General features: G+C 73.8%; 13 protein-coding genes. 6 read left to right on the forward strand and 7 right to left on the reverse strand.

Features of this window, described 5'->3' with window-relative positions:
* Window positions 1–2,187: a phosphatase PAP2 family protein gene (locus FN207_RS20510; protein WP_142460309.1), complete on the forward strand. Its 2,187-nt coding sequence runs from the start codon at window positions 1–3 to the stop codon at window positions 2,185–2,187.
* Window positions 2,188–2,240: 53 nt separating this feature from the next.
* Here FN207_RS20510 and FN207_RS20515 read toward each other — a convergent pair whose 3' ends face one another.
* Window positions 2,241–2,474 carry a hypothetical protein gene (locus tag FN207_RS20515; RefSeq protein ID WP_142460310.1) on the reverse strand — a complete coding sequence of 78 codons (234 nt, stop codon included), beginning with the start codon at window positions 2,472–2,474 and terminating at the stop codon, window positions 2,241–2,243.
* Between the two features lie 277 nt (window positions 2,475–2,751).
* On the opposite strand from FN207_RS20515, the gene FN207_RS20520 reads away from it, so the two are divergent.
* Together FN207_RS20520 and FN207_RS20525 are read left to right on the forward strand one after the other, a co-directional pair.
* Window positions 2,752–4,122 (forward strand): acyl-CoA dehydrogenase family protein, encoded by a 1,371-nt coding sequence (locus FN207_RS20520; RefSeq protein ID WP_142460311.1) that lies wholly within the window; start codon window positions 2,752–2,754, stop codon window positions 4,120–4,122.
* Between the two features lie 154 nt (window positions 4,123–4,276).
* Window positions 4,277–4,474: a hypothetical protein gene (locus FN207_RS20525; protein WP_142460312.1), complete on the forward strand. Its 198-nt coding sequence runs from the start codon at window positions 4,277–4,279 to the stop codon at window positions 4,472–4,474.
* A 348-nt stretch (window positions 4,475–4,822) separates the two neighbouring features.
* Here FN207_RS20525 and FN207_RS20530 read toward each other — a convergent pair whose 3' ends face one another.
* Window positions 4,823–5,374, reverse strand: a complete 552-nt coding sequence (locus FN207_RS20530) for a DUF6653 family protein (protein WP_246066225.1) — start codon at window positions 5,372–5,374, stop codon at window positions 4,823–4,825.
* 154 nt (window positions 5,375–5,528) lie between these two features.
* Between FN207_RS20530 and FN207_RS20535 the strand changes: the two genes are divergently transcribed.
* Both FN207_RS20535 and FN207_RS20540 read left to right on the forward strand, forming a co-directional pair.
* On the forward strand, window positions 5,529–5,897 hold the full coding sequence (locus FN207_RS20535; protein ID WP_142460313.1) for a cupin domain-containing protein: 369 nt from the start codon (window positions 5,529–5,531) through the stop codon (window positions 5,895–5,897).
* Window positions 5,897–6,385: a hypothetical protein gene (locus FN207_RS20540; RefSeq protein ID WP_142460314.1), complete on the forward strand. Its 489-nt coding sequence runs from the start codon at window positions 5,897–5,899 to the stop codon at window positions 6,383–6,385. The genes FN207_RS20535 and FN207_RS20540 overlap by 1 nt, the downstream gene beginning before the upstream one ends.
* An 18-nt stretch (window positions 6,386–6,403) precedes the next feature.
* Here the strand turns inward: FN207_RS20540 and FN207_RS20545 are convergent, their stop codons facing one another.
* Genes FN207_RS20545 through FN207_RS20565 form a run of 5 tightly spaced genes read right to left on the reverse strand, consistent with a single transcriptional unit; the run spans window position 6,404 to window position 10,753 of the window.
* On the reverse strand, window positions 6,404–7,057 hold the full coding sequence (locus tag FN207_RS20545; protein ID WP_142460315.1) for a transmembrane-type terpene cyclase: 654 nt from the start codon (window positions 7,055–7,057) through the stop codon (window positions 6,404–6,406).
* Between the two features lie 6 nt (window positions 7,058–7,063).
* Window positions 7,064–7,882 (reverse strand): succinate dehydrogenase/fumarate reductase iron-sulfur subunit, encoded by an 819-nt coding sequence (locus FN207_RS20550; RefSeq protein ID WP_246066226.1) that lies wholly within the window; start codon window positions 7,880–7,882, stop codon window positions 7,064–7,066.
* Window positions 7,879–9,675 (reverse strand): fumarate reductase/succinate dehydrogenase flavoprotein subunit, encoded by a 1,797-nt coding sequence (locus tag FN207_RS20555; RefSeq protein ID WP_185938453.1) that lies wholly within the window; start codon window positions 9,673–9,675, stop codon window positions 7,879–7,881. Before FN207_RS20555 ends, FN207_RS20550 begins: the two co-directional genes overlap by 4 nt.
* A complete protein-coding gene (locus tag FN207_RS20560) occupies window positions 9,675–10,505 on the reverse strand; it encodes a hypothetical protein (protein WP_142460316.1) in 831 nt (276 codons plus the stop codon). Before FN207_RS20560 ends, FN207_RS20555 begins: the two co-directional genes overlap by 1 nt.
* Complete coding sequence (locus tag FN207_RS20565; protein WP_110906401.1) at window positions 10,502–10,753, reverse strand: hypothetical protein; 252 nt, start codon at window positions 10,751–10,753, stop codon at window positions 10,502–10,504. Before FN207_RS20565 ends, FN207_RS20560 begins: the two co-directional genes overlap by 4 nt.
* A gap of 221 nt (window positions 10,754–10,974) precedes the next feature.
* Here FN207_RS20565 and FN207_RS20570 point away from each other — a divergent pair, with 221 nt between their 5' ends.
* Complete coding sequence (locus FN207_RS20570) at window positions 10,975–12,378, forward strand: FAD-binding oxidoreductase (RefSeq protein ID WP_142460317.1); 1,404 nt, start codon at window positions 10,975–10,977, stop codon at window positions 12,376–12,378.
* Window positions 12,379–12,391 lie beyond the last annotated feature (13 nt).

The raw sequence follows: 12,391 nt of genomic DNA on the forward strand, positions 1-12,391 counted from the left end.
ATGGACCTGCCTGCCGACCGGACGACCCCGGTGGCCGTCCCCGTCGCCCAGGGCGCGGCGGTGCGGCGGACCCGCCGGCCGTCCGGAGGGCCGCCCGCGCTGCCCCGCCACGTCCGGGCCAGCGGCGTCGGATGGCTGCTGGCCGCGGTGCTGCTGATCGCGGCCGTGCCGGTGGTCTTCTCCGGCGGGCTGCGCGGCGTCGCCGTGGCGGTGACCGTCGCCGACGACGCGGGCACCCGGTGGCTGGGGGAGGTGGTCCCCCCGGGGCTCTCCCGGGTCCTCGCCGCGCCCGCCTCGTGGCCGGTGCTGTCCACAGTCCCGCCGCTGCTCCTGGTCGCGCTGGTCGTGCTGCGCCGCTTCCGGCACCTGGTCATCTGGCTGGCGGCGATCACGGTCCTGCAGGTCGTCGCGGGGAACCTGCTCGCCTCCCGGGCACACCGGCCGAGGCCGTTCGGGGTGGCCTTCGGCACCGAGTGGCAGGGCTGGGCCATGCCCTCGCTGCAGATGACCCTGTTCTCCGCGGGCGCGGTCACCCTCCTGTACTCGCTGGTGCCCGCGGGGCGGTGGCGCGACCGGGGGAAGTGGATCGCCACGGCGGTCGTCGCGCTGGCCGGCCTCGGACGGATCGCCCTGGGCGTGGACGCACCCACCGACGTGCTCGTCGGTGTCGTGCTGGGGGTGACCGTTCCGCTGCTGGCCTTCCGCTGGTTCGCGCCCGATGCGGTGTTCCCGGTCGGCTACCGGCGCGGCCGCACCGCCCACCTGGACGTGGGCGGTGCCCGCGGGGAGGCGATCCGGCGCGCGCTGCGCGACCAGCTCGGCCTGGTGGCCGACGAGGTCGTCCCGTTCGGCCTGGCCGGCTCGGCCGGGTCCACCCCGCTGCGGATCCGCGTCGCCGGGGACCCGCCGCGGGTGCTGTTCGGGAAGCTGTACGCCAAGAGCCACCTGCAGGCCGACCGCTGGTTCAAGCTCGGGCGGGAGCTGCTCTACGGGCAGCTGGAGGACGAGCGGCCGTTCACCACGGTGCGCCGGCTGGTGCAGCAGGAGGACTACGCGCTGTCCCTGATGCACCGGGCCGGCGTGCCGAGTCCCACCCCCTACGGATTCGTGGAGCTCACCCCGGAGCGGGAGTACCTGCTCGTCACCGAGTTCTTCGAGGGCGCGGTCGAGCTCGGCGAGGTCGAGGGCGCCATCGACGACCGGGTCCTCGACGACGGCCTGGGCATCGTCCGCAGGCTCTGGGACGCCGGGCTCGCCCACCGCGACCTCAAACCGGCCAACCTGCTGGTCCGCGACGGCCGTCTCCTGCTCATCGACGTGGCCTTCGCCGAGGCGCGGCCCAGCCCGTGGCGGCAGGCCGTCGACCTGGCGAACATGATGCTGTGCCTGGCGCTGCGCAGCGATCCCGGCCGGGTGTACGACCGGGCGCTGCGGCAGTTCGGCGTCGAGGAGATCACCGAGGCGTTCGCCGCCGCCCGCGGTCTGGCGCTGCCCTCCCAGCTGCGCCGGATGATGCGCAGCCAGGGGCGGGACCTGCACGCGGAGTTCGTCGCCCTGCTGCCCCGTGCCCCGCGGCCGATCCCCGTCCAGCGCTGGACCGCCCGCCGGGCGGCGCTGCTCGCGGCCGCCCTCGCCGTCCTCTTCGTGGCCCAGGAGATCGTCGTCTGGGGCCGGCTGGACCCGCTGCCGCGCGAGGGTGACCTCTACGCCGGTGCGGTCTCCTGCACCGACGCCGAGGGGCTGTGGCTGCTCGCCCAGTCGGTGCCGTCGGCCTCGCGGGTGCCGTGCGTGCGCGCGCAGCCGGCGGGGTGGACCCTCGGCTCCCAGACGGTCACCAGCGGCCGGTCCGTGCTCACCTTCGACCACGACCGGGCGGGTCCGCACGCCCTGGTGGCGACGCTGACCGCCGCGTGCGACCGGGGGAGTGCCCCCGAGATCGACCCGGCGGGGACCGGACTCCGGCGCTACCAGGGAGGGGACCCGTCGGATCCCCGCGTCACCCTCCGCTTCGACGTCTTCGCGGGTGGCTGTCTGACGACGCGCCTGGTGTCCCCGCCGGTGGGCCAGGCCCTGCTCACCGGCGACCTGTCCCGGGTGATCGGCTTCGTCCCCCGGGCCGACCTCGCGCGGCTGGTGGAGCAGCGCTCGGACGGGCGGCTGCACCTGGACCCGCCGGACGCCGGGTGATCGGCGGCCGCCGTGCCGCGAGTCGCAGGGGCGTCACCGGGACCGCGGACCGGTCAGGGGTCGTTGCGCGGCGTCAGGCCACAGTTGGCGAGACCGAGGTCGTCGACACCCTGCTCCTTGGCCAGGGCCGCGACCGCCGGACCGAACTTTGGACTGGCCACCTCGGTGACGAAGGTGCCGGCGCAGTTGTGGCCGGTGGGAGGGGGCGCGGCGAGCGCCGCCGGGGCGGTGGCGAGCACGGTCGCCGCAGCGAGACCCAGGGCGGCGGCCAGGTGGCGAGGGGACACGGGCACCTCCGAGGACGAGGACCAGGGACCGAGTGTCTGCGCGTCGCGCGGAGCTGTCACCACCCTGCCGCGCGGTCGGGTCCGGATCCCGGTGTGCCGGATCTGCTGTGCCGGCCGTACCCGATGGCCGGGGCGCACGCCGGGTCCTTCCGGAGGTCCCCGGCCCTGAGGACAGTGGACCGGGTCGGATCGGATCCGTGGCGAGGGGAGCCGGACCCGGACGCAGGCCCGTCCTCGGGGCCGGCTCGTCGCCGCCACCGTGCAGGGGGAGATCGTCATGGCCATCGACTTCACGCTCACGCCGGAGCAGAAGGTCATCCAGGAGGCGGCCCGGGAGTTCGCGCAGGACGTCCTGCAGCCGGTGGTGCGGGCGGCCGACGAGGAGCCCGACCCCCTCCGCGCGTTCAACCTGACGAAGCCGGCCTACCGCGAGGCCGTGAAGCGGGGCATCGCCTTCTCGATGCTGCCGCGGCAGTACGGCGGCGGCGGCATGTCGAACGTCGACTTCGTCATCGCCGCGGAGGAGATCTGTGCGGTCGACCCCGGCTTCGCGACGACGATCCTGGTGAACGGACTCGGCCTGATGCCGGTCTGGTACTACGGCACCGAGGAGCAGAAGGAACGCTTCATCCGCCGGGCCACCTCGGACACCTCCGGCGAGTTCATCGTCGGGTACGCGGCCAGCGAGCCGCCCGGCTCACCCGGCGGGACGGCGAACTTCGACGCCCCAGCGGTCAACGGCGCCGGCATGTCGGTGACCGCGACGCTGGACGGCGACGAGTACGTGGTCAACGGCCGCAAGTACTGGCCGTGCAACGTCGGCGGCTGGGACAACCAGGGAGCCGATCTCAACCTGGTCGTCGTCCGCACCGACCGGGAGGCGGGTGGCACCCGGGGGTTGTCGGCGATCATCGTCGAACGGGGCACCCCGGGCGTCACCTACTCGTCCATCAGCACGTCGGGCCAGCGGCTGGCCCCCAACTGCGAGATCGTCTTCGACGACGCGCGCGTCCCTGCGGCCAACCTCATCGAGGGGACGCGCGGCAACGGCGACCTGCTCATCAACCGCAACTTCGCCTGGTCGGGGCCGGTCGCCGGGATCGCTGCCGTGGGGGTGGCCCGGGCGGCCTACGAGGCGGCCCTGGACTGGGCGAAGACCTACACCGCGGGCGGACCGCAGCCGATCATCGACTACCAGTACCCCGGCTACGTCCTCGGTGACGTCGCGGCGAAGATCGAGGCGGCGCGGTACTTCTGCTGGAAGGGCGCGCACTACATCGACGAGCACGACTACCACGGGGAGCTCATCGGTGCGATGAACAAGGTGCTGTGCACGGAGATGCTCTTCGACTGCGTCTACAAGTGCATGCAGGTCGTCGGGGTCAACTCCGTGGACCGCAAGCACCTGTTCGAGCGGTACCTCCGCGAGGCCTCGATCCTCCCGCTCTACGACGCCGGCAACTTCGGGATGCAACGCCGGCGGATCCACGGCGTGATGGCGCACTCGTCGTTCGATCCCCGGGCACTCATGGACAACCGGGCGGTCGACTTCGACAAGTCGATGGAGGGCATCGACACCATCCCGACACCCCGTGCGGAGACCACCGGGGCGTTCACGTCGGCCCGTGCAGGAGCGCCGCAGTCCTGATCCGCTGCCGGGGAGACGGTCGCCGGGGACGTCGGTGGACCGGCGGCCGTCGCCCCGGCGTCCTGTTCCGGGACGCCGTTCCGGCCTACGGTTGCGGGGACGACCGGGGCCGCGGCTCCGCGGCGCCCGCGCACCGCGCGACGGGAGGGGACCGGTGTTCGACACCCGCGACCGGATGGTCACCCGTGAGCACGTCCGGCACCTGCTGCCGGCCATGCAGCTCAGCCCCGATGCCGAGCGACGGCTCCTCGACCTCGCCTACCCGCTGCCGTCCCCCGTCGTGGCGGAGGAGTTCGCGCGGCTCGGCTTCAGCCCCGAGGTGCTCGTCGACCGGATGGGCGGCAGTCCCTGACGCCGCTGTCGCCACCGCTCCGTGGGACGGTCCCGGCCGGCCGGCCGGCCGACCGCTGCTCGAGCTGCGCGTACGTGAGGGTGGTGTCCCACCGGTGTCCGCACGTCGCGCTCAGGCACTTCCAGTCGTCGATCAGCACCAGGCGTTCCATGTCCGTCCGCCAGAGGTGGAGGACCTGCCCGCTCGCGCACTCGGGACACCGTTCCACGAGACCACCGACCCGTCCGGCGCCGTCGCCGGGTTGCTGCCGGGGACGACACCGGCACGCGGCACCGGCGCCGGTGGCTCGGCCCCGCCTCGCGCCCAGCGTGCGCCCGCCCGGCGGGCGCGGCCACCGGGGGAGTGGCGTCAGGCGGCGGGCCGCCGCTCGTCGGTCCCTGGCGGGACGACGTCGTCGTGGAGGATCGCCATGCGGTCGAGGAACCAGTTCTTGCCGGCCATGTGCACCGCCAGCCCGCAGAGCGTCATCCACCCGTCGCGGGCGACCAGGCCCCGGGCCAGCACCAGCGCCCCCGCCGTGTTGAGCCCGAGCAGGACGTTCGGCGCCACCCGGTGCCTCGGGGGCACGGGCACGGCCTTGCGGTTGGTCCAGTACGGCTCGCCCAGCACCGCCTTGGAGGCCCAGGAGTCCAGGGACCGCGGCGGCGGGAACGCCCGCGGGTTGACGAGGGCCCACGCGCAGACGGCGCCCACCGGGAGCAGCGACCACCGGCCGATCCGGGCGCGGCTCCAGACGGCGCCGGCGAACAGCGCGGGGATGGGGATGCGGGTGTAGACGCTCCACGGGTTGGCGTGGCGCGCCCACCCCTCGTCGTCGAGACCGAACACCCGCTCGGCCGTGGTCGGCGTCCTGGCGACCGGAGCCGTCGCCGGACCTGTCACCGGTCCTGTCGTGGTCATCCCCGTACGGTCCGCCGCTCGGGCCGCCGCCGACACGGGGTCAGCCCGGGTCCCGGGGCAGGGTCGGCCCCGGTCGTCTGACCGGTGCGGCGGCCCCCGGCGCGGCGGAGGGTGGGAGGCGATCGGTCCCTCCCCGACGACGGAAGGCCCCACCATGGCGTCCGGACCCGCAGTCGCTCCCCAGCCCCCACCGGACTTCGGCGGGAGGCTCGAGCGGACCGAGGTCCAGCGCGGACCCTCCTCGATCCCCGGCCGGGAGATCGTCCAGGTCCTCACCCGGATCCCGGTCGGCGTCTCGTCGGGCTGGCACACCCATCCCGGCGAGGAGGTCGGCTACATCCTCGCCGGCACGGTGACGATGGCCGTCCGCGGCCGCGTGACCCGGACGCTGCACGCGGGTGACGGGTTCCTCATCCCGCCCGGCGTCCCGCACGACGCGCGCGACGTCGGTCCCGGGACGGGGCAGATGCTCTCGACCTACGTCGTGGAGGCCGGGCGGCCGCTGGTCACCCTCCTCGGCTGATGGAACGACGTGCCGGCTCCGTGGCCGGCGACCGCCCCTCGCTCTGGACCGGAGCGCTGGCCGGGTACGCGGCCAGCCGCACCATGGACGCCGTCACGGGCTGGTTCCACGGCCGGCAGAGCGGGGCCTCGCGGCAGCGGGAGCAGGAGATCGCGCCGGGCGGCACGCTCGCGCAGCTCGGCAGGCGGCTCGGCCGCGCCGCGGGGCGCGACCTCGACGACGCGACGGCGGACCGGGTGGGGACCGCCGTGCACCGCGCGTTCGGCGTCACCTACGGGGTGGTCGCCGCGGCCCTGGTGCGCCGGGGGGTGCACCCGCTCCGCGCCGGCCTCCTCGTCGGTGCGGGCGCGTTCCTGCTCGTCGACGAGGGCACGGCGCTGCCGACGTTGACCTCCTACCCGCTGGTGAGCCACGCCCGCGGCGTCGTCGGGCACGCGACGGTGGGGACGGGGATCGGCCTCCTGCTCTGGCTGACCGGACGGTCCTGACCGGGGCGGTGCCGACCCTCAGGCGTGCACCGACCGGCCGGCCGCGTCGTCGCGGAAGGCCTCCGGGTGCGCCCGCGCCCGGGCCATCAGCCCCGTGTAGGCGGCGTCGAGGACGAAGCAGAGGACGCCGATCGTGAGGACGAACGCGGACCCCTCGTGCACGCCGAAGACGACCGTCGGCGCGGCGGTCCCCACCCACTTGGCGACGGCGATGGTCAGCGACTGGCCGCGCGGTCCGCCGCGGGCCACGAACATCGCCAGGAACAGGCCGGACATCAACAGGTTCTGCAGGAACGCGGTGTACCGCGCCGCCTGGGGGAAGTCGAACTCCGCGACGAAGGCCCACTGGACGACGAAGGCCGTCGCGAACAGCCCGGTCGTGGCCCAGGCGAACAGCGTGCGCGTGACCCAGGGCGGGAACTCGGCGCGGCCGTACCGCAGGAAGGTGGCGACGATGACCAGGTCCGCCAGCACCCAGGCGACGTTCACCCACGCCTGCAGGCCCGGCTCGTTGGCCAGGCCCCACACCGAGTAGATCGACTCCCAGGCGATGTTGAGGGCGAGCGCGGCCACCGGCAGCGCGTAGGTCCGCTGGGCGAACCCGATCCGGATCGCCTCGACGTAGACCACCGTCCAGGCGATCCCGCTGAGCGCGGTGAGGAGGAGGACCACCGGAGGTCACCGCCGGGGACGGCGCCCGATCCTCGACCCCAGCCACGTGAGGGGGTCGTAGCGCCGGTCCACCACCCGCTCCTTGAGCGGGATGATCCCGTTGTCGGTGAGGTGGATGCCCTCGGGGCACACCTCCGAGCAGCACTTGGTGATGTTGCAGTAGCCGAGGCCGAAGTCCTCCTGGGCGGCGTCCCGCCGGTCGACGACGTCGAGCGGGTGCATGTCGAGCTCGGCCAGCCGGATGAGGAAGCGCGGCCCGGCGAAGGCGGCCTTGTTCTCCTCGTGGTCGCGGATGACGTGGCAGGTGTCCTGGCAGAGCCAGCACTCGATGCACTTGCGGAACTCCTGCGGCCGCTCGACGTCGACCTGCTGCATCCGGTGGTTGCCGTCGGGGTCGCGCGGCCGCGGGGTGAACGCCGGGATCTGCGCGGCCTTCTCGTAGTTGTAGGAGACGTCGGTGACCAGGTCGCGGACGACCGGGAACGTCCGCAGCGGCGTGACCGTCAGCGGCTCGTCCCGGGGAAAGGTGTTCATCCGGGTCAGGCACATGAGCCGCGGCCGGCCGTTGACCTCCGCGCTGCACGAGCCGCACTTGCCGGCCTTGCAGTTCCACCGCACGGCGAGGTCGCCGGCCTGGGTGGCCTGCAGGCGGTGGACGACGTCGAGGACGACCTCGCCCTCGTTGACCGGGACGGTGTAGGTCTGCAGCTCGCCACCGGTGGCGTCACCGCGCCAGACGCGGAGGGTGGCGTCGTACCCGCCGCCGCCGTCCGCGCGCGAGCCCTCGTCGACCGCACCGAGGCTCGGTTCCCCCACCTCGGTCACGGCTGCTCCTCGAAGACCTCGGCGAGCTCCGGGGGCATCTGCGGCAGCGCCTGCCGGGCCACGGTCACCCCGCCGTCGGCCGTGCGGGTGCAGACCAGGTTGGTGCGTCCCCACTCCGGGTCGGCGGCGGGGAAGTCGTCGCGGGTGTGCCCGCCGCGGCTCTCCTCGCGCTCGAGGGCCGCGCGGGCGATGCACTCGCTGACCAGCAGCAGGTGCGGCAGGTCCAGGGCCAGGTGCCAGCCGGGGTTGTACTGCCGGTGCCCCTCGACCGACAGGGCGGCGATCCGGTCCCGGAGCGCGGCGATCCGCGCCAGCGCCTGCTCCATCTCCGGCGCGGTGCGGATGATCCCGACCAGGTCGTGCATCGTCTGCTGCAGATCGTGCTGGACGGCGTAGGGGTTCTCGCCGCCCTCCCGGTCGAACGGCGCCAGCGCCGCCCGCGCCGCGTCGGCCAGCGCGTCCTCGGCCAGCTCGACCAGGCCGGCTCTCTTGCGCGCGTGCTCGGCGGCGGCGGTGCCGGCGCGGCGGCCGAACACCAGCAGGTCCGACAGCGAGTTGCCGCCGAGCCGGTTGGAGCCGTGCATGCCGCCGGCCACCTCGCCCGCGGCGAAGAGGCCGGGCAGACGGGCCTCCTGGGTGTCGGGGTCCACCTCGACACCGCCCATCACGTAGTGGCAGGTGGGCCCGATCTCCATCGCCTCGCGGGTGATGTCGACGTCGGCCAGCTCCTTGAACTGGTGGTACATCGAGGGCAGCCGCTTCCGGATGTACTCGGCCGGTCTGCGCGAGGCGATGTCGAGCCACACGCCGCCGTGCTCGGTGCCGCGGCCGGCCTTCACCTCGCTGTTGATCGCCCGGGCGACCTCGTCGCGGGGGAGCAGCTCGGGTGGGCGCCGGTTGTTCTTCTTGTCGGTGTACCAGCGGTCGGCCTCCTCCTCGGACTCCGCGGTCTCCTTGCGGAAGAAGTCGGGGATGTAGTCGAACATGAACCGGTTGCCGGCCGAGTTCTTCAGGATCCCGCCGTCGCCGCGGACGCTCTCGGTGACCAGGAGCCCGCGCACCGACGGCGGCCACACCATCCCTGTGGGGTGGAACTGGACGAACTCCATGTTCACCAGCCCCGCGCCGGCCTGCAGCGCCAGCGAGTGCCCGTCGCCGGTGTACTCCCACGAGTTGGAGGTGACCTTGTAGGCCTTGCCGATGCCGCCGGTGGCCAGGACCACCGACGGCGCCTCCCAGGCGACGAACCGGCCGGACTCCCGCCAGTAGCCGAACGCCCCGGTGATCCCCTCCTCGTCGGTGAGCAGCCGGGTGACCGTGCACTCCATGAACACGTCGACGCCGAGCGCGACGGTGCGCTGCTGCAGGGTGCGGATGAGCTCCAGGCCGGTGCGGTCGCCGACGTGGGCCAGCCGGGCGTAGCGGTGGCCACCGAAGTCCCGCTGGCTGATCAGCCCGTCGGGGGTGCGGTCGAACAGCGCGCCCCAGTCCTCGAGCTCGCGGACCCGGTCGGGTGCCTCCTGCGCGTGCAGCTGGGCCATGCGCCAGTGGTTGAGCATCTTCCCGCCGCGCATGGTGTCCCGGAAGTGCACCCGCCAGTCGTCCTCCGGGTAGGCGTTGCCCATGGCCGCGGCGATGCCGCCCTCGGCCATGACCGTGTGCGCCTTGCCGAGCAGCGACTTGCAGACGACGGCCGTGCGCGCCCCGTCCTCGTGCGCGGCGATCGCGGCCCGCAGGCCCGCGCCGCCGGCCCCGACGACGACGACGTCGTAGGCGTGCCTCTCGAGCTCCATCAGAAGAACCTCAGATCCGAGATCGTGCCGGTGGCCAGGAGCAGGACGTAGAAGTCGGCGAAGGCGACGCCGAACAGCGAGATCCAGGCGAACTGCATGTGCCGGCCGTTCAGCCGGGACACCAGCGTCCAGGCGCGGTAGCGCAGCGGGTGCCGGGAGAAGGAGTTCAGCCGGCCGCCCACGACGTGGCGGCACGAGTGGCAGGACAGCGAGTAGAGCCACAGCAGGGCCGCGTTGGCCAGGAGCACCAGCGTGCCCAGGCCCATGTGCCCCCAGGCCCCGGTCTCGTCGCGGAAGGCGAGGACGGCGTCGTAGGTGAGGACGACGTTGAACAGCAGGCCCAGGTAGAAGAAGTACCGGTGCACGTTCTGCCCGAGCAGCGGCAGCCGCGTCTCACCGGTGTAGCGCCGGTGCGGCTCGGCCACCGCGCACGCCGGCGGCGAGAGCCAGAACGAGCGGTAGTAGGCCTTCCGGTAGTAGTAGCAGGTCAGCCGGAAGCCCAGCGGCACGACGAGGATGTAGAGCGCCGGGGAGATCCACGACGGGCCGGTGAACAGCTCCGGGAAGGTGTCGCCCTCGCAGCCGGTGGTGATGCAGGGCGAGTAGAACGGCGAGATGTAGGGCTCGGAGAAGTAGTACGCGTTCTGGAACGCCCGGAACGACGAGTAGACGACGAAGGCGACCAGCGCCAGCACGGTCAGCAGCGGCTGCAGCCACCAGCGGTCGGTGCGCAGCGTCCGTGCCGCGATCGCCGCGCGCCGCGGGGCCGGGCCGCCGTCGCCGCGCCCGGCCGAGGTCGCCCCGGAGCCGCGCGGCGCGGTGGTGGTCACCGCCGCGTGCGGCCGGACCCGCCGATGCCCTCGTCGTCGCCGTCGCCGTAGACGGCGGCGAACGGCTCGTGCACCGCGCGGCGGGGGACGCCGCACAGCAGGTCGAGGTCGTCGCGCAGCCGGGCGACGTCGATCCGCAGCCGGCGGGCGTCGAGGGTGTCACCGGAGTGGCGGGTCAGCGACGCGCACGCCCGTTCCAGCGCGTCCACCGCCCCGCGCGCCGCCGCCACGTCCTGCTCGAGGGACATCCCTGCCTCCATCTCCGCCGGCGCCGGCTGAGACGGGAAGTCGACCACGGACGCCGGGCGGCGGAAAGGGGGTGCGGCGTGTCCGTTGGGTGCCGCCGTGCCCACCCACAGCGGGACCTCCGGCCGTGTCCGGTGCGCCCGCCGTCGCCCTAGCGTCCGCGTCGTGGTCCGTGCGTGCCCGGACCCCGGGTGCGCGTCCACGAGTGGGACGAGGAGCAGCCATGACCCAGGCACTGTCGACCCTGGCCGACCGCATCAGCGGCGCGGTGATCCGCCCGGGGGACCCGCGGTACGAGGAAGCGCGGCACGTCTACAACGGGATGGTGGACGCCCGGCCCGTCGCGGTCGTCCGCTGCGCGACCGAGGAGGACGTGGCCGCCGTGGTGCGGCTCGCCGCGGAGCAGCGGCTGGACCTCGCCGTGCGCGGCGGCGGGCACAGCGTGCCGGGGTTCGGCACCGCCGACGGGGCGATCGTGGCCGACCTCTCGCCGATGCAGTCGGTCCAGGTCGACGACGCCCAGCGCACCGCGACCGCCGGCGGCGGCGTGACCTGGGGCCGCTTCAACGACGTCACCGGCGCGCACGGCCTGGCCACCCCCGGGGGCATCGTCTCCACCACGGGGATCGCCGGGCTGACGCTCGGGGGCGGCATCGGCTACCTCAACCGGGCGCACGGGCTGTCCTGCGACAACCTGCTCTCGGCCCGCGTGGTCACCGCCGACGGCGACCGGCTGACGGCGAGCGAGGACGAGAACGCCGACCTGTTCTGGGCGCTGCGCGGCGGCGGCGGCAACTTCGGCGTCGTCACCGACTTCACCTACCGGCTGCACCCGGTCGGCGACGTGCTGGTCGGCCTGATGTTCTTCGAGCTCGCCGACGGGCCGGCCGTCTTCCGGTTCTTCGACGACGCGCTCGACGAGGCGCCCCCGGAGTACGGCGGTTACCCGGCGATGCACCTGGGACCGCCCCTGCCGTTCATCCCCGAGGACCGCGTCGGGAACCCCTTCGCGGTGATCGTGTCGTGCTGGACCGGCGACATCGCCGAGGGGGAGCGGTTCCTCGGCCGGTTCCACGAGGTGGCCGCCCCGGCCGCCGAGATGATCGCGCCGATGCCCTACCCGGCGATCAACGCGCTGTTCGACCCGCTGCTGCCGCCCGGCCTGCAGCACTACTGGAAGAACGCCTTCGTCGCCGAGCTCACCGACGACGCGATCGCCGCGCACATGGAGATGGGCGCCCGGATGCCGGCCATCACCTGCGCGATGCACATGTACACGCTGACCGGCGCGGTGCAGGACGTGCCCTCCGACGCGACGGCGTTCGGCCACCGCGACGCCCGCTACGTGGCCAACCTCGCCGGCATGTGGGCCGACCCGGCCGACAACGAGGCCAACACCGCCTGGGTGCGCGACTACTACGCCGCGGTCGCGCCGCACTCCCAGCCCGGCGGGTACGTCAACTTCGCCTCGCCCGACGACCAGCAGAAGGCGCCGGACAACTACGGCGCCAACCACCAGCGGCTCACCGAGGTCAAGCGCCGCTACGACCCCGGCAACCTGTTCCACCTCAACCAGAACATCCAGCCCTCGCCGGTGCCCTCGCCGCGGCAGCAGGGCAGGGGCTGACGCCCGCGCCGGG

This window comes from Geodermatophilus aquaeductus (assembly GCF_900182545.1).
Taxonomy (GTDB): domain Bacteria; phylum Actinomycetota; class Actinomycetes; order Mycobacteriales; family Geodermatophilaceae; genus Geodermatophilus; species Geodermatophilus aquaeductus.